Below are 25,468 nucleotides of genomic sequence, written 5' to 3'. Positions count from 1 at the left end.
CGCCCGCGCCCGGGTCGGCCGCGAGGCCGCTCCGCACCCGCAGCCGGCCCTCGCCGTCGGAGGCCGTCGCCAGCGGGGGTGTGCCGGGCGGCGCGGCGAGCCGCAGCGTGGACTCGCCGGCCCGGAGGAGGGAGCCCGCCGGGAGGCGCACGGGGGCGCGGCCCACCGGGGCGCCGTCCAGCGTCGTGCCGTTTGTCGAACCGAGGTCCTCCACCGTGACCCGGCCGTCCCCGTCGACCGTGACGGCGCAGTGCAGCCGGGACACGTCGGGGTCGTCCAGCGCGACGTCCGCGTCCGCCGAACGGCCGATGGCGATCCGGCCGCCGTGCAGCAGATGCACGCCGCCCGCGTCCGGCCCCGCGACCACATGCAGCTGCTGGAACCGCGCCGAGGCGTCGGCGGACACCTCCTCGTCCTCCCCCGGGGACTGGAGCCTCAGCACCGCTCCGTCGATCAGCGGCGGCTCCCCCAGCACCCGGCGCTGGGCGTCCAGCCTCTCCCCGCCCGCGTAGAGCACGACCGAGCCCGGCGCGTCGGGGCCGCAGACCGCCGACGCCAGCCCGGACGCCACCGCCGCCAGGGGGGTGCCGGCGGGCGCGGTGACCAGCACGTCGCAGGTCCGTCCCGCGGGTCCGGCGGCGGACGCCGGCGAGGACGCCGACGTGGGGGCCGGGGAGTGCGAGGGGCCCGGGGGAACCAAGGGGGCCGCGGGTGCTGCGGTCGCCGCGGACTGCCCGCTGCGCGGCGCGAAGACGGTCAGCCGGATCTGCATCGCCCTGAGCAATCCCTTCTGCGCGGGGTGCCCGGCAGGGGAGCCGCCCTGTGATCCCCCACCCGGCAGGTCGGCACGCGCCGCGAGGCTCCCTCCCTCACCGCTTTCGTGCTGAGTGCATCCTCGCACCTGCCTCCGACAACCTGCCCGCACCCCGGTCATAAGTGATCTTGAACGATCGTCTCCGGTCGCGAAAGTGCCTGGCAGGCGTCTGCCGCGAGGAGATCCGGCAACCTTCGGCCCTATTTGCGCGTCTTTCCGGCGAACGCCTCAGCGGGGCGCGGCGGGATTTCCGGGGCCTCTTCCGAGGGCTCCTGAGCCCTCCGGAGCAGTCCGGTGACGTGCCGGCGCCCCGCCATCGGCAAGATCATCGACGGTCGGGCACCCCGGCGATGCGCCGCACGGCCTTAAAGTGGGTCGGACACCCGGACGCATCCGGGCCACGCAAGGACCACGATCAGCAGGGAGCGCATGACGTGCGGCCGGTAGGCAGCAAGTACCTGCTCGAGGAGCCGCTCGGCCGCGGCGCCACGGGCACCGTCTGGCGAGCCCGCCAGCGGGAGACCGCGGGCACTGAAGCGGCCGTTCCGGGGCAGCCCGGCGAGACCGTCGCGATCAAGGTCCTGAAGGAGGAGCTCGCCAACGACGCGGATGTCGTGATGCGGTTCCTGCGGGAGCGCTCCGTGCTGCTCCGGCTGACCCACCCCAACATCGTCCGCACCCGCGACCTCGTCGTCGAGGGCGATCTGCTCGCCCTCGTCATGGACCTGATCGACGGCCCCGACCTGCACCGGTACCTGCGAGAGAACGGGCCCTTCACCCCCGTCGCCGCCTGTCTCCTCACCGCGCAGGTCGCCGACGCGCTCGCCGCCAGCCACGCCGACGGCGTGGTCCACCGGGATCTCAAGCCCGCGAACGTCCTGCTCGCCGAGCGCGACGGCCAGATGCACCCGATGCTCACCGACTTCGGCATCGCGCGCCTCGCGGACTCCCCGGGGCTGACCCGTACGCACGAATTCGTCGGCACGCCCGCCTACGTCGCGCCCGAGTCGGCCGAAGGCCGACCGCAGACCTCCGCTGTCGACATCTACGGCGCGGGCATCCTGATCTACGAACTGGTCACCGGGCGGCCCCCGTTCGCGGGCGGCACCGCGCTCGAGGTGCTCCACCGCCATCTGAGCGAGGAGCCACGCCGCCCCTCCACCGTCCCTGACCCTCTGTGGACGGTCATCGAACGCTGTCTGCGCAAGGAGCCGGCCGAGCGGCCGAGCGCCGAGAACCTGGCTCGCGGCCTGCGCACCGTCGCCGCGGGCATCGGCGTCCACTCCACGGCGGCGCAGATCGAGGCGGCGGAGGGCGTCGGCGCCCTGCTCGCGCCCGATCCCGCCCCCGCACAGGTCCCCGACGCCCCCGGCGCCGCCGACTCCACACAGGTGCTGCCGAGCGGCGGGTCCGTGCCGTCGTACGACCCGGCGGCCGCGACCAGCGTGCTGCCGCAGACCGGCGCGCCCGGCGGCGCGGATCTGCCCGGCGCCGACCCGACCGCCGTCATGCCGCCCGTGCCGCCGCGCCCCGAAGGCGCTCCCGGGACCCCGGGCGACTCCGGCCGTCCCGAGGACCCGCACCCCTGGCAGTCGCAACTCCAGGCGGCGCGCGACCGCAACGAGCAGACGCAGATCCAGTACCTCGACCCGAGCGAGGACCCGCTGCGACGCCGCCCCACGCGCCAGTCGCAGCAGCCCCCGCAGTCCCAGCCGTACCAACAGCAGCCCCCACAGGCTCAGCCGTACCAACAGCAGCCCCCGCAGCCGTATCAACATCAGCAGGCCTCGCAGGCTCCTCAGCCGTACCAGCAGCCTCAGCCGCAACCTCAGCGGCCGGCGCGACGCCGTTCTCAGCGCCAGGCGCCACCGGCGCCCCAGCAGTACGCCCCGCCGCCGCAGCAACAGCAGTACGCGCCTCCGCAGCCGCCGCCCGAGCAGCGCCGGCAGCCCGAGCCCCGGCCCCCGAGGGAGCCCAGAGAGCCGCGCCGACGCAGCGCCAACCCCATGCGCATCCCGGGCCTCGGCTGCCTCAAGGGCTGTCTCTTCACCATCGTCCTGCTCGTCGTCGCGGGCTGGCTCATCTGGGAGCTGACCCCGCTCCAGGACTGGGTCGCACAGGGCAAGGGCTACTGGGACGCCATCGGTGACGCCGTCACGGCCGTCAGCGACTGGGTCTCGGAGCTCGGCGGCTCCGATCCCGGCACCGGCGCCGGCACGGGAACCGGACAGTAGCCATCTCACCCGCGTACGTTTAGGCGTCAGGGCGAACGGGGGCGTGGGGCATCGCCAGCGCTGAGGGAGCAGTCTTGGCACGGAATATCGGCAGCCGTTACACGGCCCAGCAGATCCTGGGGCGGGGCAGCGCGGGCACGGTGTGGCTCGGCGAGGGGCCGGAAGGGCCCGTGGCCGTCAAGCTGCTGCGCGAGGACCTCGCCAGCGACCAAGAGCTCGTAGGCCGCTTCGTCCAGGAGCGCACGGCCCTGCTCGGGCTGGACCACCCACGCATCGTCGGCGTGCGGGACCTCGTCGTCGACGGCGAGGACCTCGCACTCGTCATGGACCTCGTCCGCGGCACCGATCTGCGCACCCGGCTCGACCGGGAGCGCAGGCTCGCGCCCGCGGCGGCCGTGGCGATCACCGCGGACGTCGCCGAGGCGCTCGCCGCCGCCCACGCGGCAGGGGTCGTCCACCGCGACGTCAAGCCGGAGAACATCCTCCTCGACATGGAGGGCCCGCTCGGCCCAGGCGGGGCGCACCCCGCACTGCTCACCGACTTCGGCGTGGCCAAGCTGATCGACACCCCGCGGCGTATCAAGGCCCGCCCCACGGGCCCGCACTCCCCGAACCCTTCGGGGATCATCGGCACACCCGACTACATCGCCCCCGAGATCGTCGAGGGCCTGCCGCCGCGCGCCGCGGTCGACATCTACGCCCTGGCGACCGTCCTGTACGAACTCCTCGCGGGCTTCACCCCCTTCGGCGGCGGCCACCCCGGCGCGGTGCTGCGCCGCCATGTCACCGAGACCGTGGTGCCGCTGCCCGGCATCCCCGACGAGCTGTGGCAGCTCATCGTGCAGTGCCTGGCCAAGGCGCCCGCTTCCCGGCTGCGCGCCTCCGAGCTGGCCGCCCGGCTGCACGACCTGCTGCCGCTGGTGGCGGGCATGGCTCCGCTGGACGTCGACGAGCCGGACGAGCCCGAGGTCCAGCCGTCCTCGGAGCCGTACGAGCAGAGCACGCCCCCGGAGGGCTCCGACGCTCCCCGGCGGCGCGGCGCGGTCCCGCTGGTGCCCGGAGCGACGCCCGCCGACTCCAACCGGGACACCCACACCTCCATGCGCGTGCCCGGCCCTGACGAGCTCGCGGGCGGGGCGCGCGGCACGGCTCGGGCGCCCCGCGTCCCCGGCCGGCACCGCCCCGGCTCCGCCCGGCACAAGGCGGAGGCGGTGCGGAAGCGACGCCTCGTGCTCGGCGCCGCCGGACTGGTCCTGGCAGCGGCGGCAGGCGTCGGCGGCTGGCTCGCCACCAGCGGAGACGACGGCGATCAGCAGCCCGAGGACTCCCGTCCCCCGGCGACCGCCGAACCCTAGGGGGCAGGAGTGTCGCAGGCAGCCGTTACGCTGGACCCGTGGCAGTCGTCGATGTATCCGAAGAGCTGAAGTCCCTCTCCTCGACCATGCGGTCGATCGAGGCCGTTCTGGACCTCGAGAAGTTGAGGGCAGACATCGCCGTGCTCGAGGAGCAGGCGGCCGCACCGTCCCTGTGGGACGACCCGGAAGCGGCACAGAAGATCACCAGCAGGCTTTCGCACCTCCAGTCCGAGGTCCGCAGGACCGAGGCGCTGCGCGCCCGGATCGACGATCTCGAGGTGCTCTTCGAGCTCGCCGAGGCCGAGGACGACCCGGACACCATGGCCGAGGCCGAGGCGGAGCTCGCCGATGTGCGCAAGGCGCTGGACGAGCTGGAGGTCCGCACCCTGCTCTCCGGCGAGTACGACGAGCGCGAGGCCCTCGTCACCGTCCGCGCGGAGGCCGGCGGCGTCGACGCCTCCGACTTCGCCGAGCGCCTCCAGCGCATGTATCTGCGCTGGGCCGAGAACCACGACTACAAGACCGAGATCTACGAGACGTCGTACGCGGAGGAGGCCGGCATCAAGTCGACCACCTTCGTCGTACACGCCCCGTACGCCTACGGCACGCTCTCGGTCGAGCAGGGCACGCACCGCCTGGTCCGCATCTCGCCGTTCGACAACCAGGGCCGCCGCCAGACGTCCTTCGCGGGCGTCGAGGTGCTGCCGGTCGTCGAGCAGACCGACCACATCGAGATCCCGGAGAACGATCTCCGCATCGACGTGTACCGCTCCTCCGGCCCCGGCGGCCAGTCGGTCAACACCACCGACTCCGCGGTGCGCATCACCCACATCCCCACGGGCGTGGTGGTCTCCTGCCAGAACGAGAAGTCCCAGATCCAGAACAAGGCCTCGGCCCTCCGTGTCCTCCAGGCACGCCTCCTCGAGCGCCAGCGCCAGGAGGAGCGCGCCAAGATGGACGCCCTCAAGGGCGACGGCGGCAGCTCCTGGGGCAACCAGATGCGCTCTTACGTCCTGCACCCGTACCAGATGGTCAAGGACCTGCGTACGGAGTTCGAGGTCGGCAACCCGCAGTCCGTCCTGGACGGCGACATCGACGGCTTCCTCGAGGCCGGCATCCGCTGGCGCAAGCAGCAGGAGCAGGAGAAGTAATCCGGCTGCTGCCGTATGCCGGAATTCGCTGGCGCAACCGCCTGAGTAAATGAAAACTCGCTTTGTCGACAAGGTAACTGCCGCCTGAGGGGCGGCAGTTCAGTTTTACGTCACAGTTGCATCCCCGCAGGTCAGGCAAGCAATGCCATTTCGGACATCGCACGCGCAACCACCTTGACGCTAGTGCGAAAACTGGGAAAGCTGACGCGCGACATGCGTATCTCGGGGCGCGTGTGACACGGGGGGCGCAGTGAACGACCTTCGGTGTCCGCTGCCCTGGACGCTGTCCTATGACGAGTACAGCTACTGGGGGTAGCAGTTACATGACGAAGAAGACGCGGATCCGCGTTGCGCGTATCGCGGCAGGCGCGGTGATCGCGGCCGGTGCATCGCTCACCGCCGCGGGTGTCGCCCAGGCCGTGGACGACGAGCCGGGCCTGGGAGGCCTGAACGCCGAGGTCACCGTCGCCGCCGAGGCGAACCCGGACGACGAGAACCCGGCCGGCGGTGTCGACGGCGGCAACACGTCCGAGGGTGGTGGTGAGGAGCCGACCACGGGTGGTTCTGGTGAGGAGCCGACGACCGGTGGTTCTGGTGAGGAGCCGACGACGGGCGGCAACGCCAACAGCGGTGGCGCGGGCGACAACGGCGGCAGCGAAACCGCGAACAGCGGCGGCAACGCCAACAGCGGCGGCGCGGGCGGCAACGGCGGCAGCGAAACCGCGAACAGCGGCGGCGGCAACGGTGAGGACACCCACGGCGGTGGCACCACCACCTGCACCGTCGACCTTGACGGCGCCGAGTGCTCCGACAGCAACACCCCGGGCACGAACAACGTCGGCTCGAAGCCGGTGCAGCAGGGTGAGGCCAAGGAGGAGCTGGCCGAGACCGGCGCCGCCGAGACCACGTTCCTGCTGGTCGGCGCCGCGACCATGATCGCCGGTGGCGTCGGCTTCCGTATGCTGCCGCGCCTCGTCGCCGGCGGCCGTACCGCTGTCTGATCCAGTGCGCAGCGCCTTACGGGTGCACAGTGCACAAGGGCCCGGGGCTGGAAACAGCCCCGGGCCCTTGCGTACGTATGAGTGATTACGCGGTCTGGTGCGCGGCCAGCAGCCCCGCCGCCGCGATCAGCAGCGCCAGCAGCGTCAGCAGCGCCGCCGGGCTCAGTCCGCCGAAGGGGCTCTGCTGCAGCCGCTCGCGGTTCGCCCGGCAGACCGGGCAGCGACCCTCGGTAACCGGAGCCGCACAGTTCGCGCACACCAATCGGTCATAGGTCATGCGCTTTCCTCCTCCCGCGTGCCCGGCCGGCCGCAGTCGCGGACCTCAAGCACACTTCTTCCCGGCAACGCCCGGGGAAACGCGACGGTTCCCGGGTGTTCCACTCCCACTGTGCCAGCTCGCGCGGTTTTCGGCGCGTCCCGCTGGGTCGGTCCACTCTCACACCCAGACAAAAGGCGCAACCGGGGACGCCGACTGCGCACGCCTGTCCGTGTCGCGTAATCTCACGCTCACCTACTTCCTCCCGGCTGACCGCGTGGTGCACTGTGATCCGATTCGACAGCGTCTCCAAGAGCTATCCCAAGCAGAACCGTCCCGCTCTGCGCGAAGTCTCCCTCGAGATCGAGAAGGGTGAGTTCGTCTTCCTCGTGGGCTCCTCCGGTTCCGGAAAGTCGACCTTCCTCCGCCTCATCCTCCGTGAGGAGCGAGCCAGCCACGGCCAGGTCCATGTGCTGGGCAAGGACCTCGCCCGGCTGTCCAACTGGAAGGTGCCGCACATGCGCCGCCAGCTGGGCACGGTCTTCCAGGACTTCCGTCTTCTCCCCAACAAGACCGTCGCGGAGAACGTGGCCTTCGCCCAGGAGGTCATCGGCAAGCCCCGCGGCGAGATCCGCAAGGCCGTGCCCCAGGTGCTCGATCTCGTCGGCCTCGGCGGCAAGGAGGACCGGATGCCCGGCGAGCTCTCCGGTGGTGAGCAGCAGCGTGTGGCGATCGCCCGCGCCTTCGTCAACCGCCCCATGCTGCTGATCGCGGACGAGCCGACCGGCAACCTGGACCCGCAGACCTCCGTCGGCATCATGAAGCTGCTGGACCGCATCAACCGCACCGGCACCACCGTGGTGATGGCGACCCACGACCAGAACATCGTCGACCAGATGCGCAAGCGTGTGATCGAGCTCGAAAAGGGCCGTCTCGTACGCGACCAGGCACGCGGCGTCTACGGCTACCAGCACTGAAAGGACGCCATGCGCGCCCAGTTCGTCCTGTCGGAGATCGGCGTCGGTCTCCGCCGCAATCTTACGATGACCTTCGCCGTCATCGTCTCCGTGGCCCTGTCGCTCGCCCTCTTCGGCGGTGCGCTGCTCATGCGCGAGCAGGTCAGCACGATGAAGGACTACTGGTACGACAAGGTCAACGTCTCCATCTTCCTCTGCAACAAGAACGACGCGGCCACTTCGGACAAGTGCTCCAAGGGCGCGGTCACCGCCGAGCAGAAGAAGCAGATCGAAGACGATCTGAAGAAGATGAGCATCGTCCAGTCGGTCCACCACGAGTCGGCCGAGGAGGCGTACAAGCACTACCGGGAGCAGTACGGCGACACCCCCATCGCGTCGACGATCACCCCGGACCAGATGCAGGAGTCGTTCCGGGTCAAGCTCGAGGATCCGGAGAAGTACAAGGTCGTGGCAACGGCCGTGGCCGGCCGGGACGGTGTGCAGTCGGTCGTCGACCAGCGGGGCATCCTGGAGAACCTCTTCAACTTGATGAAGGGCATGAACATCGCGGCCCTCTCCGTGATGGGCCTGATGCTGGTGATCGCCCTGATGCTGATCGTCAACACCGTGCGCGTCTCGGCGTTCAGCCGTCGTCGTGAAACAGGCATCATGAGGCTGGTCGGCGCCTCCAGCTTCTATATCCAGATGCCGTTCATCATGGAGGCCGCCTTCGCGGGCCTGCTCGGCGGAGTCGTCGCCTCCGTACTGCTGCTGGTCGGCAGGTACTTCCTGATCGACGGCGGTCTCGCGCTCTCCGAGAAGATGCAGCTGGTGAACTTCATCGGCTGGGACGCGGTGCTGGCGGTGCTGCCGCTGGTGCTGGTCATCGGCCTGCTGATGCCCGCCCTTGCGGCTGCCATCGCATTGCGCAAGTACCTCAAGGTGTGACAAGCACCCCTGGCGTCGTATGGCCAACAGCCGTACGGCGCCTTTTGCTTGTCCTACACTCAACGCCATGCCGGGCCAGGAGTTCAGCATTCGGCCCCGCCGCATCGGCCGCGGGGCGGTCTTGTCGTTGGTGTTCGCCGGAGTCCTGGCCACCGCGGCCGCCACCAACGCGCTGCCCCGCGAGGAAGATCCGTCGCCGTCCCGTCCGTCCGCCGCCCGTCCCTCCGCCCCCGGCCCCCGGGACGCCGTCGGGCATCTCGACCGCGAGGAGGTGGCACGCGCCGCCGCGGAGGCGATGGCCGACGGCAAGTCCGGCGTGAAGGCCGCCGAGGAGGTCGTCAGCCGCAGCGGCGACCGCTGGGGCGCGGTATACGACAAGCGGGAGTACGAGGAGTTCGCCAAGGCCCTCGACGGCGAGTACACGGGCGTCGGGCTCTGGGCGAGACGCACCCGCGACGGCGGCATCGAGATCGCCAAGGTGCGGCCCGGCGGCCCCGCGGACAAGGCAGGCATCAGAGCCGGCGACCAGCTCCTCGCCGTGGACGGCCGCCCGGTCGCCGAGCGGCCCGTCACCGAGGTCACGGCCCTGCTGCGCGGCGGCGACCGCACATCCGTCGCCCTCGGTCTTGAGCGGGACGGCCGCAGCTGGACCGAGACCATACGGCGCGCCCGGCTGACCACTCAGACCGTCACCGTCGAGCAGCCGCCGGACGCGGACGGCATCGTCATGATCAAGGTCTCCTCCTTCACCAAGGGATCGGGCGAGCGGGTCCGCGAGGCTGTCCGCGAGGCCCCCGAGAACGCCGGAATCCTGCTCGACCTGCGTGGCAACCAGGGCGGTCTGGTCTCCGAGGCCGTCATAGCGGCATCCGCCTTCCTCGACGGCGGCCTGGTCGCCACATACGACGTCCACGGAGAGCAGCGGTCCCTGTACGCAGAGGCCGGCGGCGACGTCGACCGGCCGCTGGTCGTCCTGATCGACGGAGGCACCATGAGCGCGGCCGAGCTCCTCACCGGTGCGCTTCGCGACCGCGGCCGGGCCGTCGCCGTCGGCTCGCAGACCTTCGGCAAGGGATCGGTGCAGATGCCCAGCGAGCTGCCGGACGGCTCGGTCGCCGAGCTGACCGTCGGCCACTACCGCACCCCGGCCGGCCAGAGCGTCGACGGCCAGGGCATCACCCCGGACCTCAGTGTCACCGAGCGGGCCGAGGATCGGGCCCGGGCAGTATTGAGTGGCCTCGGGGGCGGCTCGTAGTGCGAAAATGACGGCACTATGGCAAAGGAAAAAGGGCGCAAGCTGATCGCGCAGAACAAGAAGGCGCGGCACGACTACCACATCCTCGACACCTACGAGTGCGGTCTCGTGCTGATGGGCACCGAGGTGAAGTCGCTGCGTCAGGGGCGGGCCTCGCTGGCAGACGGGTTCGTCCAGATCGACGGCCACGAGGCATGGCTGCACAACGTCCACGTGCCGGAGTACAGCCAGGGCACCTGGACCAACCACAGCGCACGGCGCAAGCGGAAGCTGCTGATGCACCGCGCCGAGATCGACAAGCTGGAGTCCAAGTCACAGGAGACGGGTCACACGATCGTGCCGCTCGCCCTGTACTTCAAGGACGGCCGGGCGAAGGTCGAGATCGCCCTGGCGAAGGGCAAGAAGGAGTACGACAAGCGCCAGACGCTCCGTGAGAAGCAGGACCGCCGCGAGGCCGAACGCGCGATCTCGGCGGCCCGCCGCCGCCAGCGGACCTGACGCCTGCCGCCGCCGGCGGGCCTCGGGCCTGACGCCTGTCGTCGGCAGCGGGAATGCGCTGGCATCCGCAGGCGTTGGTCACGTACGATGACACCTGCACCGCACGGCAGGTGCACACCTTGAAAAATGCACATGGGGATGATCGGTTTCGACAGCGGATGTCGAAGCAGGGGAAGCGTGTCGAGGAAGCGGCAATGATCTCGTAAACCATATGTCGCAACCAATAATCGCCAACACCAAGCGCGATTCCTTCGCCCTCGCTGCCTAAGTAGCGACCTGCGAAGTGTCAGCCCGGGGCTGTTCCCGACCCGGATCCTGGCATCAGCTAGGGGACTAAACCTCTAAGCCCGGTCACGGGGCGTAGAGGGAAATCAAACAGTGACTGAGCCCGTCGGAGACTTGTTCGCGTGATCTCCGGGGCCGAGAAAATCGCAGCGGACTGCACACGGAGAAGCCCTGGTTCCGCACCGTTGGACGCGGGTTCGATTCCCGCCATCTCCACTCATCCCATGTATTGGCCTCCGGCCCGCGAGCCCGCTCGCGGGCCGGAGGCTTTTTGCGGAGCCGCTGCCGCCGCCAGTGCGAGCGCCGCGGCGATGACCGGGACCACGTAGGCGTACGCCGCCGTAGGGGCGTGGTCCGCCGTCCAGCCGCCCGTCGCGGAGCCGGCGGCGAAGCCGGCGAGGAGGGCGGTGACCGCCAGGGTCATGCCCTCGTTGAGGCGGGAGGCGGGGGTGTGGCGCTGGACCCGGGCCATGGCGGTGATCATCGTCGGGGCGGTGGCCGTTCCGGCGAGCAGGAGCGCCAGGGCGAGGGCCGGGAGGCTGCCGATGGTCAGGGCGGACAGCAGCGGCAGGAACATCAGGACCGTCAGCGCCGCCAGGCAGGAGCGCAGCCCGACCGTGCGGCGGATGCGGCCGTAGACGAGGCCCGCAGCGCAGGAGCCCGCCGCCGCCAGGGCCAGGACCGCACCCGCCGCGGGGGCGTCGACATGGGCGAGGGTGACGACCTCCATCGCGCCGAAGACCCCGCCCAGCGCCAGGAAGACCGCGAAGAGGCCCAGCGGCAGGCGGGCGTGGGTCCGGGGCTGGGGCGGCGCGACCGGGGGTTCGGTGGCGCGCTGGGACGCGAAGACCAGCACGCCGGTGAGGAGGAGTACGGCTGCGGTCAGTGTGCCCGCTTCGGGGAAGAGGGACGAGCACAGCACGGCCGCGAGCACCGGACCCAGCATGAAGCAGAGCTCGTCCGCGGCCTGCTCGAAGGAGTTCGCCGTGTGCAGGGCCGCGGGGTCGCCCCGGTGGAGGCGGGCCCAGCGGGCGCGGGACATGCCGCCCGTGTTGGGGGTGGTCGCCGTCGCGGCGTAGGCGGCGAAGAGGGTCCAGTCCGGCGCGTCGAAGCGTACGCACAGCAGCAGCGCCAGCCAGCCGAGCACCGCGCACACGGTGGCCGGCACGGCGATACGGGCCTGGCCGTGCCGGTCCACCAGCCGCGCCGTCCAGGGCGCTGCCGCGGCCGTGGCGGCCAGACCCGTCGCCGTGACCGCGCCGGCCAGCGCGTATGAGCCCCGGCTCCCGGCGATCATGATGATCGCGCTGACGCTGAACATCCCCATCGGAAGGCGGGCCAGCAGACTTCCGGCGGTGAAGGCGCGGACGCCGGGGGTGGCGAAGAGGCGCGCGTAGGGGCCCGGAGGGCGGGGTGGCACAGAACGGGGCGGGGTGAAACGCGGGGCCGCCGCCAGTGTCTCCGGGGTGACGGCGAGAAGGGGCGGACGCGGGAGGGGGCGGGAAGGAGTCGGCATGCGGACAAGCCTCGGGGCGCACGGGAGACGGCGTCCAACACCTGATCGGGGACGATTCACGCACTCACGTTGTTAAATGGCGGTCGTGGTCCCCGACATCGAACCCCGCCTGCTCCGCGGCTTCGCCGCCGTCGCCGACGAACTGCACTTCACCCGCGCCGCCGCCCGTCTCTTCGTCGCCCAGCAGGCCCTGAGCCGCGACATCCGGCGACTGGAGCGGCAGCTCGGCGTCGAGCTGTTCGTCCGCAGCACCCGGCAGGTGGCGCTGACGGCCGACGGGCGGCGGCTGCTGCCGTACGCCCGCAACGTCCTCGATGCGTACGAGGAACTCGCCACGGCCGCCGGCGATCCGGCCCGCCCGCTGCTCGTCGACCTCAACAGCGAGGGCATGACCTCCTCCGAGGTGCTGAAACGCGCCCGTGAACTCGCCTCGGACTGCGAGCTGATGGCGCGCTTCGAAAGCGGGCTCACCGGGGCGGCCGAGCAGATCGCCGCCGGACGGCTGGATGTGTCCTTCGGGCGGTTCGCCGGGCTCGACCCCGCCGTCCGGAAGCTGCTGGCGCAGCAGCCCGTACGGTACGAGCCGATGGCCCTGCTGCTGCCGCACGGCCATCCGCTCGCCCGGCTGGAGCGCATCCCGCTGTCCGTGCTGTCCGGCGAGACCGTGTACGCCGGGGCCGGCAACGACCGGACGCTGGAGTGGACGGACCTCGCCCGGCGGCTCTTCGCGGGCCGCGGCATCCGGCTGGCGCCGCCCGCGCCGCTCGCGGTGGGCGTCGACGAGTTTCGGCGGATGATGGCGAAAACAGGCCACCCGGTGCTCGCGGTGGTCGGCTATTCGGCCATCCCGGGCACGGTGCTGCGGCCGCTCACCGACCCCGTGCCGCTGTCCCCCGTCTCTCTCGTCTGGCGGCGTGGCCTGCGTCACCCTGGCCTCGAAGCGCTCCGCGCCGCCGCGGCCGAGCTGGCCGCCGCCGGGAACTGGCTGGTCAGACGGGATGAGGACTGGGTTCCCGGGGAGGATGCGGACATGATGGGCGCATCGCCCGGCCGCGGGCTCACAGACGGGATGTCCGCCGGGTGAGAGCAAGGTTTCAGACCGGTCACCTCCTGCCACGGCGCTGAAACGAGCCGTTTCTAGCGTCGTTGCCACGATCCGACACCCGTGGAGGCATGTGATGGCTGGCCGGTGGATTCAGCAGTGGGACCCGGAGGACGAGACCTTCTGGCGGGAGAAGGGCGAGCGCATCGCCCGCCGCAATCTCATCTTCTCCGTGGTCAGTGAGCACATCGGGTTCTGCGTGTGGAGCCTGTGGTCCGTGATGGTCCTCTTCATGGGGCCGGAGTACGGGATCGACCCCGCCGGCAAGTTCTTCCTGATCGCCGTCGGCACCTTCGTCGGCGCGGTGATCCGCGTGCCGTACGCGTTCGCCGTCGCCCGCTTCGGCGGCCGCAACTGGACGGTCTTCAGCGCGCTGATGCTGCTCGCGCCGACGCTCGCCGCCTTCGCGGTGATGGAGCCGGGCACCTCATACAGCACGTTCATGGCGGTGGCGGTCCTCACCGGCGTCGGAGGCGGCAACTTCGCCTCCTCCATGACCAACATCAACTCCTTCTTCCCGCTGCGCAAGAAGGGCTGGGCACTCGGCGTCAACGCGGGCGGCGGCAACATCGGCGTCGCCGTGGTGCAGTTGATCGGCCTGCTGGTCATCGGCACGGCGGGCGCCGCCAACCCGCGGATCGTGCTCGGCATCTACATCCCGCTGGTCATCCTCTCCGCCGTCTGCGCGGCGCTGTTCATGGACAACCTCGCGCCGGTCAAGAACGACACCGGGGCCGCCAAGGAGGCCGCCCGCGACGCGCACACCTGGATCATGTCGTTCCTCTACATCGGCACCTTCGGCTCGTTCATCGGCTACAGCTTCGCCTTCGGCCTCGTCCTCACCACACAGTTCGGCCGCACCCCGCTGCAGGCCGCCTCGCTCACCTTCATCGGTCCGCTCCTCGGCTCGCTGATCCGGCCCGTCGGCGGACTCCTCGCCGACCGCCTCGGCGGCGCGCGCGTCACGCTGTGGAACTTCATCGCCATGGCCGCGGCCACCGCCGTCGTCGTCACCGCCTCCGTGAGCGAGTCGCTGCCCGGCTTCCTCGCCGGCTTCATCGCGCTCTTCGTGCTGACCGGCATCGGCAACGGCTCCACCTACAAGATGATCCCGGGCATCTTCCAGACCAAGGCACTGGCCAAGGGCCTGACGGGGGAGGCGGCCGCGGCGCACGGACGCCGGCTCTCCGGGGCGTCGATGGGCCTCATCGGTGCGGCAGGCGCCCTCGGCGGGCTCGGCATCAACCTCGCCTTCCGCCAGTCCTTCCTCACCGGCGGCACCGGAACCGCCGCCTTCGCCGCCTTCCTGGCCTTCTACGCGGTGTGCTCCGTCGTGACCTGGGCGGTATACCTTCGCCGCCCGGCCGCCGCGCCGGCCTCCGCCGGGACCGGATCCGAGGCCCCGTCCGAGGCGGAGCCGCAGCTCAGCTACGCCAGGGTGTGATCGCTGCCCACCGGCAGCACTCCGTAACCGCAGGGAAATACGGGTGAACCGAGCCTGTCACGCACGCTTGGCAGGCTCGGTTGACCCATCCGCACACGTGGGGACGAACACCATGCAAGACGACCGCCGACCAGGCCCCCTGGCGGGGTTCACCGTCGGAGTCACCGCCGCCCGGCGCGCCGACGAACTCGGCGCGCTGCTGCTCAGGCGCGGCGCCTCCGTCGTCCACGCCCCTGCCCTGCGCATTGTCCCGCTCGCCGACGACACCGAACTCCTCGCCGCCACCAAAGAGCTGATCGACCACGCCCCGGACGTAGTCGTCGCCACCACCGCCATCGGCTTCCGCGGGTGGGTGGAGGCGGCGGACGGCTGGGGCCACGGCGAAGCGCTTCTCGACCGGCTGCGCACCGTGGAGCTCTTGGCCCGCGGACCGAAGGTCAAAGGAGCGATACGGGCCGCAGGACTGACCGAACACTGGTCTCCGGCCTCCGAATCCATGGCCGAAGTGCTCGACCGGCTGCTCTCCGAAGGAGTCTCGGGTCGACGGATCGCCCTTCAGCTGCACGGCGAGCCGCTGCCCGGCTTCGTGGAGTCGCTGCGGGCCGGCGGCGCGCACGTCGTCCTCGTACCCGTCTACCGGTGGATGCCGCCACAGGACCTCGCACCGCTGGACCGGCTGCTGGACGCCGCCCTCACCGGGGCGCTGGACGCCATCGCCTTCACCAGCGCACCGGCGGCCGCCTCCCTGCTCTCCCGCGCCGACGAACGCGGCCAGCTGCACGAACTGCTCGACACACTGGACCACGACGTCCTCGCGGCCTGTGTGGGGCCGGTCACCGCCCTGCCGCTGCAGGCGCGCGGCGTGGACACCGTGCAGCCGGAGCGCTTCCGGCTCGGACCGCTCGTCCAGCTCATCGGGGCCGAGCTGCCCGCGCGTGCCCGGGTCCTGCCCATCGCCGGCCGCCGGGTCGAGATCCGCGGCCACGCCGTTCTGGTCGACGACGAGCTGCGCCCCGTTCCGCCCGCCGGAATGGCGCTCCTGCGCGCGCTGGCCCGGCGGCCCGGCTGGGTGGTCTCCCGCGCCGACCTGCTGCGCGCACTGCCGGGCGCGGGGCGCGACGAACACGCCGTGGAGACGGCGATGGCCCGGCTCCGTACGGCCCTGGGGGCGCCGAAGCTCATCCAGACGGTCGTCAAACGGGGCTACCGGCTGGCCCTGGACCCGGTGTCGGACGGCAAGTACGCCGACGGCACATACGCGGACGGCGCGAACGCCGACGGCACCACCGCCGACGGCACCACCGCCGACGGCGCGAACGCCGGCGGCGGCAACTCCGGCGGCGGCGCAGAAACGGGCGGCGCCAACGCCGGCGGCCCATACGCGGGCACTCCGGCGCCGTAGCGTCCCGCGGCGCATGATTTCCGCCATTTCCGTGTGGACTCCCCATGAGGCGCAACCTGCCACACACGTTGCGCGTATACGGCATGGGACGCGCTGTACCGACAGCGCGCCCATGACCACAGGGGAGAACCACGCATGCTCACCAGCGCGTCCCGCAAGGCGGGCGCACTCGGGGCGGGTGCGGCGCTCAGCGCCGTCCTGCTGACCCTCACAACCGTTCCCGCGCATGCCGCAGGCAGCGCCGACACGCCCCCCGACCTCACCGCGCTGTCCGGGGTGCTGAGCACCGCGCTGGACCAGAACGCCCCGGGCGCGATGGCCAGAATCGACGACGACGGCGCCGTCTACCGGCTCTCCAAGGGCGTCGCCGACAAGACCGCGGGGCGGGCGCTGAGCACCGAGGACCGCTTCCGCGTCGGCAGCGTCACCAAGTCCTTCTCCGCCGTCGCCCTTCTCCAGCTCGTCGACGAGGGGAGGGTCGACCTCGACGCCTCCGTCAACGACTATCTGCCCGGACTGCTGCCCGACGACCGGATCACGGTCCGTCATGTGCTCAGCCACCGCAGCGGCCTGTACGACTACACCAACGACATGTTCGCCCAGACCGTTCCCGGCTTCGAGGCCGTACGGAACAAGGTCTTCACCCTCCAGGAGCTGGTCGACCTCTCGCTGGAGCGGCCGCTGAACGGCGAGCCCGGCGGGCCGTACCGCTACTCCAACACCAACTTCGTCGTCGTCGGCATGCTCATCGAGAAGGTCTCGGGCCGCTCCCTCGCCGTCGAGTACCGCGACCGGATCATCCGGCCGCTGGGGCTGCGGGACACCGTGTACGTCCACCCCGGCACCCGCATCCCCGGCCGCCACACCAAGGGCTACCTCCCGGACGACGACCCGGCCGCGCCGACCGTCGACGCCACGCGCCAGACCGCCTCCTGGGCGCAGAGCGCGGGCGCGATGATCTCCAGCACACGTGATCTGAACACCTTCTTCTCCGGGCTGTTCGAGGGGCGGCTGCTCACCGCCGAGTCGCTGAAGCAGATGCAGCAGTGGACGCCGGTCAACAGCACCCAGGGGTACGGCCTCGGGCTCCGCCGCCGCGATCTGTCCTGCGGGGTCTCCGTCTACGGCCACACCGGCACCATGCAGGGCTACTACACCTACTCCTTCACCACGAAGGACGGAAAGCGCAGCCTGACGGCGATGGCCAACACCTCCAACAACGGGCCGGTGCTGGGCACCATGGCACGCACCCTGGAGGCCGCCTTCTGCGGCGAGCAGGCCGCCCCCGCGGCCACGAAGCGCATCGCCGAGCCGCGGCACGAGGACATCGCGCCGAACACCACCCTGCGATGAGTCGAAGGCGTCACTCCGGGGTAAGCGAGGAGGGCTTTCGGCGGCAGGCACGGCGGGGCACTCTGGTGGGAACGGCCGACGGCGACGGCGGCCGGCGGTGACCCCGAGGCGGTGGCAGGCGCATGGCACGCACGGCCGGCATGGCAGGCGCGACGGCAAGGTCCCGGACCTCGTCCTCGTACGAGTGGAGGTTTGACTCCGGGCGCATCTGCCTGGACCTCGTGGCCTCTTCGGAGGCGGCGCACGCCGACCGGGAACCGCTGGCCGAACCCGGGGTGCTCGCCCGCTGGCTGGTCGGCGCGGGGCTGGTGCCGGCCGAGACCGCGCTGCCCGGCGTGGACTCCCGCTGGGTCGCCCGGTTCGCCGAACTCCGCGACTGTGTGGGCCAGCTGGTCCGCGCCCAGATCGAGGGGCGGTGCGCCGAAGCCGCCCTGGAGCGGGTGAACGCGTTCGCCGCCGCACCGCCGCCCGCCGTCCGCGCCGTGACCGGTGCGGACGGCGGGCTCGTACGGGCGCTGTGGGCAGCGCCCGACTGCCGGGAACTGCTGGCGGTCGTCGCCCGTGACGCCGTCGAGCTGCTGACCGACCCGGCGGCCCGGGCCCGGCTGCGGCAGTGCGAGGGCGACAACTGCCGTCGGGTGTACCTGGACACCTCCCGAGGGCAGCGCCGCCGCTGGTGCTCCAGCGAACTGTGCGGCAACCGCGAGCGCGTGGCCCGGCACCGGCGGCGGGCGGCCGCGGCCCATCTGTAGCGGAGGCCTCCCGAGCAGGTCTCCCGAGCAGGTCTCCGAGCAGGCTCCCCGAGCAGGCTCCCCGAGCAGGTCTCCCGAGCAGGCTCCCCGAGCAGGTCTCCCGAGCAGGCTGCCAGGCTCCCGGACCGAAGCCCGGTACAGAACGTCCGCGCAGGGCTTCGGCAGACCCCCGCGGCCCCGGAAAAAGATTTCCTGATTTTCTCGCTGCCGCGTTGAGTGATCCACGCGCCGCCTCCGTACGGATGGGGGAGAGACCGCCAGCCGACTGTCAACAGGGTCTCGACCGGGAGGTTCAGGTTGCGCAAGGATGCCGCCGTGGCCGATGACCGTCCTCAACGGGCCCGCCATCGCAGCGAGAAACGACGTGTCGACTCCTCCGTCACCCCCGTCCCCGACGAGGAGTTGATGCGTGCGCTCTATCGCGAGCACGCGGGGCCGTTGCTCGCCTATGTGCTGCGTCTCGTCGCAGGCGACCGCCAGCGTGCCGAGGACGTGGTGCAGGAGACGCTCATCCGTGCCTGGAAGAACGCCGGTCAGCTCAATCGGGCCACCGGCTCTGTCAGACCCTGGCTGGTGACGGTCGCCCGACGCATCGTCATCGACGGTCACCGCAGCCGGCAGGCCCGGCCGCAGGAGGTCGATCCGGCGCCGCTGGAGGTCATGCCCGCGGAGGACGAGATCGACAAGGCGTTGTGGCTGATGACGCTCTCAGATGCGCTCGATGATTTGACGCCCGCTCACCGGGAAGTTCTGGTCGAGACATACTTCAAGGGGCGCACGGTCAATGAGGCGGCCGAGACACTCGGCATACCCAGCGGGACGGTGCGGTCCCGGGTTTTCTACGCGCTCCGTTCCATGAAGCTCGCTCTGGAAGAGAGGGGGGTCACGGCATGAACACATATGAGCCACGGCAGGAACCCGGGCAGGAACAGGAGTCCATCCACGACACCGTCGGCGCGTATGTGCTGGGCATCCTGGACGACGCCGAGGCCACCGCCTTCGAGGCGCATCTGGCGGGTTGCGACATCTGCGCGGCCCATCTGGAGGAGTTCTCGGGGATCGAGCCGATGCTGGCGATGCTGGCAGAGGCGCCGGCCCCGCCGCAGCGGGAGCCGGACGCTTCCGGACTGCCCGGCGTACCCGAGCAGAGCGCGGGTCCGGCGGCGTCCGGCATGACGCAGGGCATGGGGCCGCTGCCCGGCATGCGTGACATGTCGTCGGTGCCGGGCCTTCCGGAGTACCGGCAGAGAGCCGGCGGACGCAGGTCCGGCAACCGATCCAGCGGCAACCGCTCCGGGGGCCGCTCGGCCGCACGTCGCCCCGCCGTACCCCACGAGCCCAGCCCCAGGATGCTCGACGGCCTCCTCGGCGAGGTCGCCGTCAAGCGCGACCGGCGGCGCAAGCGCGGTCTGTATCTGGTGGCCGCCGCCGCGGCGCTGGTCATCGGCGGTCCCACCGTCGCGGTCGTGGTCACCGCAGGCGACGCGGGCGCCGGCAGCCGGAGCGCGGCGGGGGAGCCGACCGGGAAGACGGCCTTCGAGGGCATGGACGAGCAGGTCCGGGCCACGGATCCGACGACCAAGGTCAGCGCCGTCGTGGGCATGCAGGACAAGGCCTGGGGCACCCGGACGGTGCTCGAGCTGAAGAACGTCAAGGGCCCGCTGCGGTGCAGCCTCGTCGCCGTCTCCAAGACCGGCGAGGAGGAGGTCGTCACCTCCTGGGCCGTCCCGGAGTGGGGCTACGGCATCCCCGGCAGCACGCACAAGAGCGCCAAGGACCCGCTGTATGTGCAGGGCGGCTCGGCCATGGAGCGGAACGACATCGATCACTTCGAGGTGCGCACTTTCGACGGCGAGCGCCTGGTGGAGGTGGACGCCTGACAGGAGCCTGACGGACACCGCCTGACAGACCCGCCCCCTTGGCGTACGGTTGACGGCTGCCCAGCGCACGTCAGAAGGGGGCCCACGGTGGCCGCGCACGATACCGCCGTCGACTCGGTCCGCGACCGTGAGATCGCGGTCGAACAGGAACATCTGGACAAGGTGTACCGCCGCCTCGAGGAGAAGATCCACGAGGCGGAGTTCCTCATGGACGACGCCGCCAAGCGCGGACAGGTCGGCACGCCCGGAGCGCTCGCCGAGCGGGACGCCCAGGTCTTCCGGGCGGGTGTCCACCTCAACCGCCTGAACAGCGAGTTCGAGGACTTCCTCTTCGGCCGTATCGACCTGCTGTACGGCAAGGACGGCCAGAAGGGCCCCGACGGCGCGTACACCTCAGTCGAGCCCGCCGAGGACGCGATCGGGCCGGACGGCGCCGCCGAGATCGGCGAGACCCTGCACATCGGCCGCATCGGCGTCCTGGACGCCGAATACGCCCCGCTGGTGATCGACTGGCGTGCCCCTGCCGCCGCGGCCTTCTACCGCTCCACCCCGGTCGACCCCGGCCGGGTGGTGCGCCGGCGGGTCATCCGTTCCAAGGGCCGCAAGGTCCTCGGAGTCGAGGACGACCTGATGCGCCCCGAGCTGACCGCCACCCTGGGCGGCGCCGAACTCCCGGCCGTCGGCGACGGGGCGCTGATGGCTGCCCTCGGCCAGGCCCGCAGCCACACCATGAGGGACATCGTCTCCTCCATCCAGGCCGAACAGGACCTGGTGATCCGCGCCCCCGCCGCCTCTGTGACCCAGGTCGAGGGCGGCCCCGGCACCGGCAAGACGGCCGTCGCCCTGCACCGGGCCGCGTATCTGCTCTACCAGGACCGCAGGCGGTACGCGGGCGGCATCCTGATCGTCTCCCCGACCCCGCTGCTCGTCGCCTACACCGAGGGCGTGCTGCCCTCGCTGGGCGAGGAGGGCCAGGTCGCCATCCGGGCGCTGGGCAGCCTGGTGGACGGCGCGGAGGCCGACGCGTACGACGATCCCGCCGTCGCCCGCGTCAAGGGCTCGGCGCGGATGGTGAGAATCCTCCGCAAGGCCGCCCGCGGGGCCCTGGAGCTGGGCGAGACTCCTGATCGGCTGCGCGTCGTCGCCTTCGGCCGCCGCGTCGAACTGGACGCGGACGAGCTGAAGCGCATCCGCCAGAACATCCTCGGCGGCACCGCTCCCGTCAACCTGCTGCGCCCGCGCGCCCGCCGGCTGCTGCTCGACGCCCTGTACGCCAAGTCCGGGGCAGCCGCCCGGCACACCGACCCCGAACTCGCCGCCGAACTGCGGTCCTCCTTCGACGAGGACGTCAGCGCCGAGGACTCCTTCCTGGACTTCCTCAACGCCTGGTGGCCGGAGCTCACCGCGCGGGGGGTGCTCTCCGCCATGTCCGACGAGCGGCGGCTCGGGCGCTGGGCCCGCCGGGTGCTCAACCCCGGCGAGGTGCGCAGGGTGGCCCGCTCGCTGCGCCGCCAGGAGTTGTCGGTCCACGACGTGGCGCTGCTGGACGAGCTCCAGACGCTCCTCGGGGCCCCGGCGCGGCCCCGCAGGAAGCGCGAGGTCGACCCGCTGGAGCAGCTCACCGGTCTGGAGGAGCTGATGCCGCAGCGGGAGGAGACCCAGCGCGAGCGGGCCGATCGACTGGCGGCGGAGCGCACGGAGTATGCGCATGTCATCGTCGACGAGGCGCAGGACCTCACCCCCATGCAGTGGCGCATGGTCGGCCGCCGCGGCCGCCACGCCACCTGGACGGTCGTGGGCGACCCGGCGCAGTCGTCCTGGTCGTCGCCGGACGAGGCCGCCGAGGCCCGCGACGAGGCGCTGGGAAGCCGCCCGCGCCGGCGCTTCAGCCTCACCGTGAACTACCGCAACCCGGCGGAGATCGCCGAGCTGGCCGCCAGGGTGCTGGCGCTGGCCATGCCGGGTGCGGAGTCCCCGGCCGCGGTCCGCTCCACCGGCGTGGAGCCGCGCTTCACCGTGGCGCAGGACGGCGAGGCGTTGGGGGAGGCCGTGCGGGCGGAGGCGCTGCGGCTGTTGGAGCGGGTGGACGGCACGGTCGGCGTCGTCGTCGCCATGCAGCGCAGGGAGGAGGCCGCAAGGTGGCTTGCCGGTCTGGGCGAGCGGGTGGTCGCGCTCGGCTCGCTGGAGGCGAAGGGGCTGGAGTACGACGCGACGGTGGTCGTCTCACCCGCGGAGATCGCGGATGAGTCCCCGGCCGGGCTGCGGGTGCTGTACGTGGCGCTGACGCGGGCGACGCAGCAGCTCACAGTGGTCTCGGGGCAGCGGGACGAGCCGGACGGGAACGGGGTGCCGGATCTGCTGCGGGACTGACGCCCCGGCCCCGGCGGCCGCGGACTGATCCGCAGTCAACTCGTCGCCGGCTTGACCTCTTCTCGGGTCTTCCCGACGTGTCCCTGCCGTCTCGACGGCCGCCTGCATGTCGTCTCCGCGTCCGGGAATCGCCTCCGCGTCCGGGAATCGCATTTCCGAGGCGTTTGTTAGCCTGGGTGTGGCATCGGCCCGATCCAAGCCCCCGGGCCCAACCTTCGTCGCTTCGAGCGACCACTTGCCGCGAGGCGAGCATGGCGGGTCGGTGCCGATTTTCTTGCGTTTCCTGTGTTTCTCGTATGGGACAGGTCCGCGTCACCCGGAGGGTGGTGCGGACCTGTTTCGTTTCTCCAGTCCTCCGTTCCCCTGCGGGATCGAATCTCGTATGGTGGAAGTCGTTTTCCGTAGTAATGCCCTGTTACCGGCTACCCGCTGGTAGGTGCGAACATCGGAAAGCGTCGCCGGGCAGTACAGGCCACGGCCGCACAGCAACGAAGCTAGGGAAAGCAGAGGAACCCGGTCATGGCAACGGCGCCCAGCGTCTCGTACTCGATGACGGTCCGGCTGGAGGTGCCCGCGAGCGGAACCGCGGTCTCCCAGCTCACCACGGCCGTGGAGTCCTCCGGCGGCTCCGTGACCGGTCTGGACGTGACCGCTTCCGGCCACGAGAAGCTGCGCATCGACGTCACGATCGCCGCCTCCTCCACCGCGCACGCCGATGAGATCGTCGAGGAGCTGCGCAAGATCGAGGGCGTCGTCCTCGGCAAGGTCTCCGACCGTACGTTCCTGATGCACCTCGGCGGCAAGATCGAGATGGCGTCCAAGCACCCCATCCGCAACCGCGACGACCTCTCCATGGTCTACACGCCGGGTGTGGCCCGGGTGTGCATGGCGATCGCCGAGAACCCCGAGGACGCGCGCCGGCTGACCATCAAGCGCAACTCCGTTGCGGTCGTGACGGACGGCTCCGCTGTGCTGGGCCTCGGCAACATCGGCCCCAGGGCCGCGCTGCCCGTCATGGAGGGCAAGGCGGCCCTCTTCAAGCGCTTCGCCGGCATCGACGCCTGGCCGATCTGCTTGGACACCCAGGACACCGACGCCATCGTCGAGATCGTCAAAGCGATCGCCCCCGGCTTCGCGGGGATCAACCTCGAGGACATCTCCGCGCCCCGCTGCTTCGAGATCGAGGCGCGGCTGCGCGAGGCCCTGGACATCCCCGTCTTCCACGACGACCAGCACGGCACCGCCATCGTGGTGCTCGCAGCCCTGACCAACGCGCTGCGCGTGGTGGGCAAGGAGATCGGGGACGTACGGGTCGTCATGTCCGGCGCGGGCGCCGCCGGTACGGCCATCCTGAAGCTGCTCCTCGCCGCAGGCGTCAAGCACGCCGTGGTGGCCGACATCCACGGTGTCGTGCACGCCGGACGCGCCGACCTGGTGGACGCCGCCGAGGACTCGCCGCTGCGCTGGATCGCGGACAACACCAACCCCGACGGCGTCACCGGCACCCTCAAGGAGGCCGTCGCCGGTGCGGACGTCTTCATCGGCGTCTCCGCCCCGAACGTGCTCGGCGCGGAGGACGTCGCGGCCATGGCGGACGACGCCATCGTCTTCGCGCTCGCGAATCCGGACCCGGAGGTGGACCCGGCGATCGCCCGCCAGACCGCGGCAGTGGTCGCCACCGGCCGCTCGGACTTCCCGAACCAGATCAACAACGTGCTGGTGTTCCCGGGTGTCTTCCGCGGTCTGCTGGACGCGCAGTCCCGCACCGTCAACACGGAGATGATGCTCGCCGCCGCCACAGCGCTGGCGGACGTGGTCACCGAGGACGAGCTGAACCCGAACTACATCATCCCGTCGGTCTTCAACGACAAGGTCGCGGGCGAGGTCGCGGGAGCGGTGCGGAAGGCGGCCCGGGCCGCGGGGGTGGCCGCGTCGAATGCGGTGACCATCTGAGGGCTTGAGGCTTGAGGGCTTGAGGCTTGACGGTCTGACGGCGGCGGCCCGGACGGCCGGGCGGATGGCTCGCGGGCACGCGGCCGGGTCGGCCGCAGCGCGGGCCGGTACGGGCCGGAGGTCTGCCGGCGTCCGCCCCGGGGCAGCCTGGCCGGCGGCGTCCGTCGAACTGCTGTGGGAGGCCCCACATCGGCGTGACGCCCGGCGCGTCGCGGGGCCTGGGGCCCCTTTGGCCGCTCTAGTGTGGCGGTCCATGAGCTCTGCGCTCATACGCCGCGTGCTTGGACCGCACGGTGCCGTACGGCGCCGCCGCCGCTCGGCTCCGCGCAGTCCTCGGGAAGTAGACGGAACGTCACCATGACGGGGCTCTGGCGCTTTTCGTGTGACTCCGAAGGGTGCCGGATTGGCTTTCCCGCCGCTGGTGGGGGCAGGATGCGTATTTGGGCGCGAGGGTCTGACGGCAGACCCGGGTCCGGGGACTGTCCTAGGGCCCTGGCAGCATCGGCTTCGATCTCACGCCTCACAGGCAAGAAGAACACGGGAGTAACAACATGAACCGCAGTGAGTTGGTGGCCGCGCTGGCCGACCGCGCAGAGGTGACCCGCAAGGACGCCGACGCTGTGCTGGCCGCCTTCGCCGAGACCGTCGGCGAGATCGTCGCCAAGGGCGACGAGAAGGTCACCATCCCCGGATTCCTGACCTTCGAGCGCACCCACCGTGCCGCTCGTACCGCTCGTAACCCGCAGACCGGCGAGCCGATCAACATTCCGGCCGGGTACAGCGTGAAGGTCTCCGCGGGCTCCAAGCTCAAGGAAGCCGCCAAGGGCAAGTAAGCCCCGCCGACACCAAAGGGCGGCCACCTCGCGGTGGCCGCCCTTTTGGATGTCCGCGCCGAAGCGAAGCCGTCGGCAGGGGGGTGGGGCGCCGGCCACGCGGCGCACCC

21 protein-coding genes and 1 other RNA gene are annotated in these 25,468 nt (G+C 71.2%); 19 read left to right on the top strand and 3 right to left on the bottom strand.

The genetic code is table 11. The annotated features are described in order from the left end of the window. On the bottom strand, positions 1-772 hold a 772-nt coding region (locus QCN29_RS30725), incomplete at its 3' end, for an FHA domain-containing protein (protein WP_279932287.1). A gap of 476 nt (positions 773-1,248) precedes the next feature. On the opposite strand from QCN29_RS30725, the gene QCN29_RS30720 reads away from it, so the two are divergent. From QCN29_RS30720 to QCN29_RS30705, 4 genes are all read left to right on the top strand, one after another. Then, positions 1,249-3,048, top strand: a complete 1,800-nt coding sequence (locus tag QCN29_RS30720) for a serine/threonine-protein kinase (RefSeq protein ID WP_279932286.1) — start codon at positions 1,249-1,251, stop codon at positions 3,046-3,048. 74 nt (positions 3,049-3,122) lie between these two features. Then, positions 3,123-4,403: a serine/threonine-protein kinase gene (locus QCN29_RS30715; RefSeq protein ID WP_279932285.1), complete on the top strand. Its 1,281-nt coding sequence runs from the start codon at positions 3,123-3,125 to the stop codon at positions 4,401-4,403. Positions 4,404-4,441: 38 nt separating this feature from the next. Further along, positions 4,442-5,554 carry a peptide chain release factor 2 gene (gene prfB, locus QCN29_RS30710; protein WP_279932284.1) on the top strand — a complete coding sequence of 371 codons (1,113 nt, stop codon included), beginning with the start codon at positions 4,442-4,444 and terminating at the stop codon, positions 5,552-5,554. A gap of 323 nt (positions 5,555-5,877) precedes the next feature. Next, positions 5,878-6,555 (top strand): hypothetical protein, encoded by a 678-nt coding sequence (locus tag QCN29_RS30705; protein ID WP_279932283.1) that lies wholly within the window; start codon positions 5,878-5,880, stop codon positions 6,553-6,555. Positions 6,556-6,640: 85 nt separating this feature from the next. On the opposite strand, the gene QCN29_RS30700 is transcribed toward QCN29_RS30705, so the two are convergent. Continuing rightward, positions 6,641-6,832, bottom strand: coding sequence for a hypothetical protein (locus tag QCN29_RS30700; RefSeq protein ID WP_240138849.1), 192 nt, complete (start codon positions 6,830-6,832; stop codon positions 6,641-6,643). Positions 6,833-7,098: 266 nt separating this feature from the next. Here QCN29_RS30700 and ftsE point away from each other — a divergent pair, with 266 nt between their 5' ends. The 5 genes from ftsE to ssrA all read left to right on the top strand — a co-directional run bounded on the left by ftsE (position 7,099) and on the right by ssrA (position 10,972). After that, the gene (gene ftsE, locus QCN29_RS30695; protein ID WP_240138850.1) at positions 7,099-7,788 is read left to right on the top strand and encodes a cell division ATP-binding protein FtsE; all 690 of its coding nucleotides are present in this window, start codon (positions 7,099-7,101) and stop codon (positions 7,786-7,788) included. A 9-nt stretch (positions 7,789-7,797) separates the two neighbouring features. Beyond that, positions 7,798-8,715: a permease-like cell division protein FtsX gene (gene ftsX, locus QCN29_RS30690; protein ID WP_240138851.1), complete on the top strand. Its 918-nt coding sequence runs from the start codon at positions 7,798-7,800 to the stop codon at positions 8,713-8,715. A 67-nt stretch (positions 8,716-8,782) separates the two neighbouring features. Continuing rightward, positions 8,783-9,970, top strand: coding sequence for a S41 family peptidase (locus QCN29_RS30685; protein WP_279932282.1), 1,188 nt, complete (start codon positions 8,783-8,785; stop codon positions 9,968-9,970). Positions 9,971-9,988: 18 nt separating this feature from the next. Beyond that, positions 9,989-10,468: an SsrA-binding protein SmpB gene (smpB, locus tag QCN29_RS30680; RefSeq protein WP_279932281.1), complete on the top strand. Its 480-nt coding sequence runs from the start codon at positions 9,989-9,991 to the stop codon at positions 10,466-10,468. 134 nt (positions 10,469-10,602) lie between these two features. Continuing rightward, positions 10,603-10,972, top strand: a transfer-messenger RNA (tmRNA) gene (ssrA, locus tag QCN29_RS30675). Here ssrA and QCN29_RS30670 read toward each other — a convergent pair. Further along, positions 10,971-12,269: an MFS transporter gene (locus QCN29_RS30670; protein ID WP_279932280.1), complete on the bottom strand. Its 1,299-nt coding sequence runs from the start codon at positions 12,267-12,269 to the stop codon at positions 10,971-10,973. The genes ssrA and QCN29_RS30670 overlap by 2 nt on opposite strands. 76 nt (positions 12,270-12,345) lie before the next feature. Here QCN29_RS30670 and QCN29_RS30665 point away from each other — a divergent pair, with 76 nt between their 5' ends. The 10 genes from QCN29_RS30665 to QCN29_RS30620 all read left to right on the top strand — a co-directional run bounded on the left by QCN29_RS30665 (position 12,346) and on the right by QCN29_RS30620 (position 25,358). Beyond that, positions 12,346-13,353, top strand: coding sequence for a LysR family transcriptional regulator (locus tag QCN29_RS30665; RefSeq protein WP_279932279.1), 1,008 nt, complete (start codon positions 12,346-12,348; stop codon positions 13,351-13,353). Between the two features lie 94 nt (positions 13,354-13,447). Continuing rightward, entirely contained in the window at positions 13,448-14,815 is a 1,368-nt protein-coding gene (locus QCN29_RS30660; protein WP_279932278.1) for a NarK/NasA family nitrate transporter, read from the top strand. Positions 14,816-14,927: 112 nt separating this feature from the next. After that, the gene (locus QCN29_RS30655; RefSeq protein ID WP_279932277.1) at positions 14,928-16,217 is read left to right on the top strand and encodes a uroporphyrinogen-III synthase; all 1,290 of its coding nucleotides are present in this window, start codon (positions 14,928-14,930) and stop codon (positions 16,215-16,217) included. Positions 16,218-16,352: 135 nt separating this feature from the next. Then, positions 16,353-17,570 (top strand): serine hydrolase domain-containing protein, encoded by a 1,218-nt coding sequence (locus tag QCN29_RS30650; protein WP_279932276.1) that lies wholly within the window; start codon positions 16,353-16,355, stop codon positions 17,568-17,570. Between the two features lie 122 nt (positions 17,571-17,692). Next, positions 17,693-18,322, top strand: a complete 630-nt coding sequence (locus QCN29_RS30645) for a CGNR zinc finger domain-containing protein (protein WP_398860295.1) — start codon at positions 17,693-17,695, stop codon at positions 18,320-18,322. Positions 18,323-18,619: 297 nt separating this feature from the next. Then, positions 18,620-19,216 (top strand): sigma-70 family RNA polymerase sigma factor, encoded by a 597-nt coding sequence (locus QCN29_RS30640; protein WP_240138860.1) that lies wholly within the window; start codon positions 18,620-18,622, stop codon positions 19,214-19,216. Then, the gene (locus QCN29_RS30635; protein WP_279932275.1) at positions 19,213-20,202 is read left to right on the top strand and encodes an anti-sigma factor family protein; all 990 of its coding nucleotides are present in this window, start codon (positions 19,213-19,215) and stop codon (positions 20,200-20,202) included. Before QCN29_RS30640 ends, QCN29_RS30635 begins: the two co-directional genes overlap by 4 nt. 87 nt (positions 20,203-20,289) lie before the next feature. After that, positions 20,290-22,572: a HelD family protein gene (locus QCN29_RS30630; RefSeq protein WP_279932273.1), complete on the top strand. Its 2,283-nt coding sequence runs from the start codon at positions 20,290-20,292 to the stop codon at positions 22,570-22,572. A gap of 519 nt (positions 22,573-23,091) precedes the next feature. Then, on the top strand, positions 23,092-24,525 hold the full coding sequence (locus tag QCN29_RS30625; RefSeq protein WP_279932271.1) for an NAD-dependent malic enzyme: 1,434 nt from the start codon (positions 23,092-23,094) through the stop codon (positions 24,523-24,525). Positions 24,526-25,076: 551 nt separating this feature from the next. Then, positions 25,077-25,358, top strand: a complete 282-nt coding sequence (locus tag QCN29_RS30620; RefSeq protein WP_016645140.1) for an HU family DNA-binding protein — start codon at positions 25,077-25,079, stop codon at positions 25,356-25,358. Positions 25,359-25,468: the final 110 nt, after the last annotated feature.

The sequence above is a fragment of the Streptomyces chengmaiensis genome, assembly GCF_029846775.1.
Taxonomy (GTDB): Bacteria; Actinomycetota; Actinomycetes; order Streptomycetales; family Streptomycetaceae; genus Streptomyces; species Streptomyces chengmaiensis.
This window is presented reverse-complemented; position numbering and strand designations above follow the sequence as displayed.

Coding starts and splice junctions, on each gene's coding strand:
- QCN29_RS30650 (WP_279932276.1), top strand. CDS start 16,353: ATGCTCACCAGCGCGTCCCGCAAGGCGGGCGCACTCGGGGCGGGTGCG.
- QCN29_RS30705 (WP_279932283.1), top strand. CDS start 5,878: ATGACGAAGAAGACGCGGATCCGCGTTGCGCGTATCGCGGCAGGCGCG.
- QCN29_RS30665 (WP_279932279.1), top strand. CDS start 12,346: ATGGCGGTCGTGGTCCCCGACATCGAACCCCGCCTGCTCCGCGGCTTC.
- QCN29_RS30620 (WP_016645140.1), top strand. CDS start 25,077: ATGAACCGCAGTGAGTTGGTGGCCGCGCTGGCCGACCGCGCAGAGGTG.
- QCN29_RS30670 (WP_279932280.1), bottom strand. CDS start 12,269: ATGCCGACTCCTTCCCGCCCCCTCCCGCGTCCGCCCCTTCTCGCCGTC.
- QCN29_RS30685 (WP_279932282.1), top strand. CDS start 8,783: ATGCCGGGCCAGGAGTTCAGCATTCGGCCCCGCCGCATCGGCCGCGGG.
- QCN29_RS30635 (WP_279932275.1), top strand. CDS start 19,213: ATGAACACATATGAGCCACGGCAGGAACCCGGGCAGGAACAGGAGTCC.
- QCN29_RS30625 (WP_279932271.1), top strand. CDS start 23,092: ATGGCAACGGCGCCCAGCGTCTCGTACTCGATGACGGTCCGGCTGGAG.
- QCN29_RS30660 (WP_279932278.1), top strand. CDS start 13,448: ATGGCTGGCCGGTGGATTCAGCAGTGGGACCCGGAGGACGAGACCTTC.
- ftsX (WP_240138851.1), top strand. CDS start 7,798: ATGCGCGCCCAGTTCGTCCTGTCGGAGATCGGCGTCGGTCTCCGCCGC.
- QCN29_RS30655 (WP_279932277.1), top strand. CDS start 14,928: ATGCAAGACGACCGCCGACCAGGCCCCCTGGCGGGGTTCACCGTCGGA.
- smpB (WP_279932281.1), top strand. CDS start 9,989: ATGGCAAAGGAAAAAGGGCGCAAGCTGATCGCGCAGAACAAGAAGGCG.
- QCN29_RS30645 (WP_398860295.1), top strand. CDS start 17,693: ATGGCACGCACGGCCGGCATGGCAGGCGCGACGGCAAGGTCCCGGACC.
- QCN29_RS30700 (WP_240138849.1), bottom strand. CDS start 6,832: ATGACCTATGACCGATTGGTGTGCGCGAACTGTGCGGCTCCGGTTACC.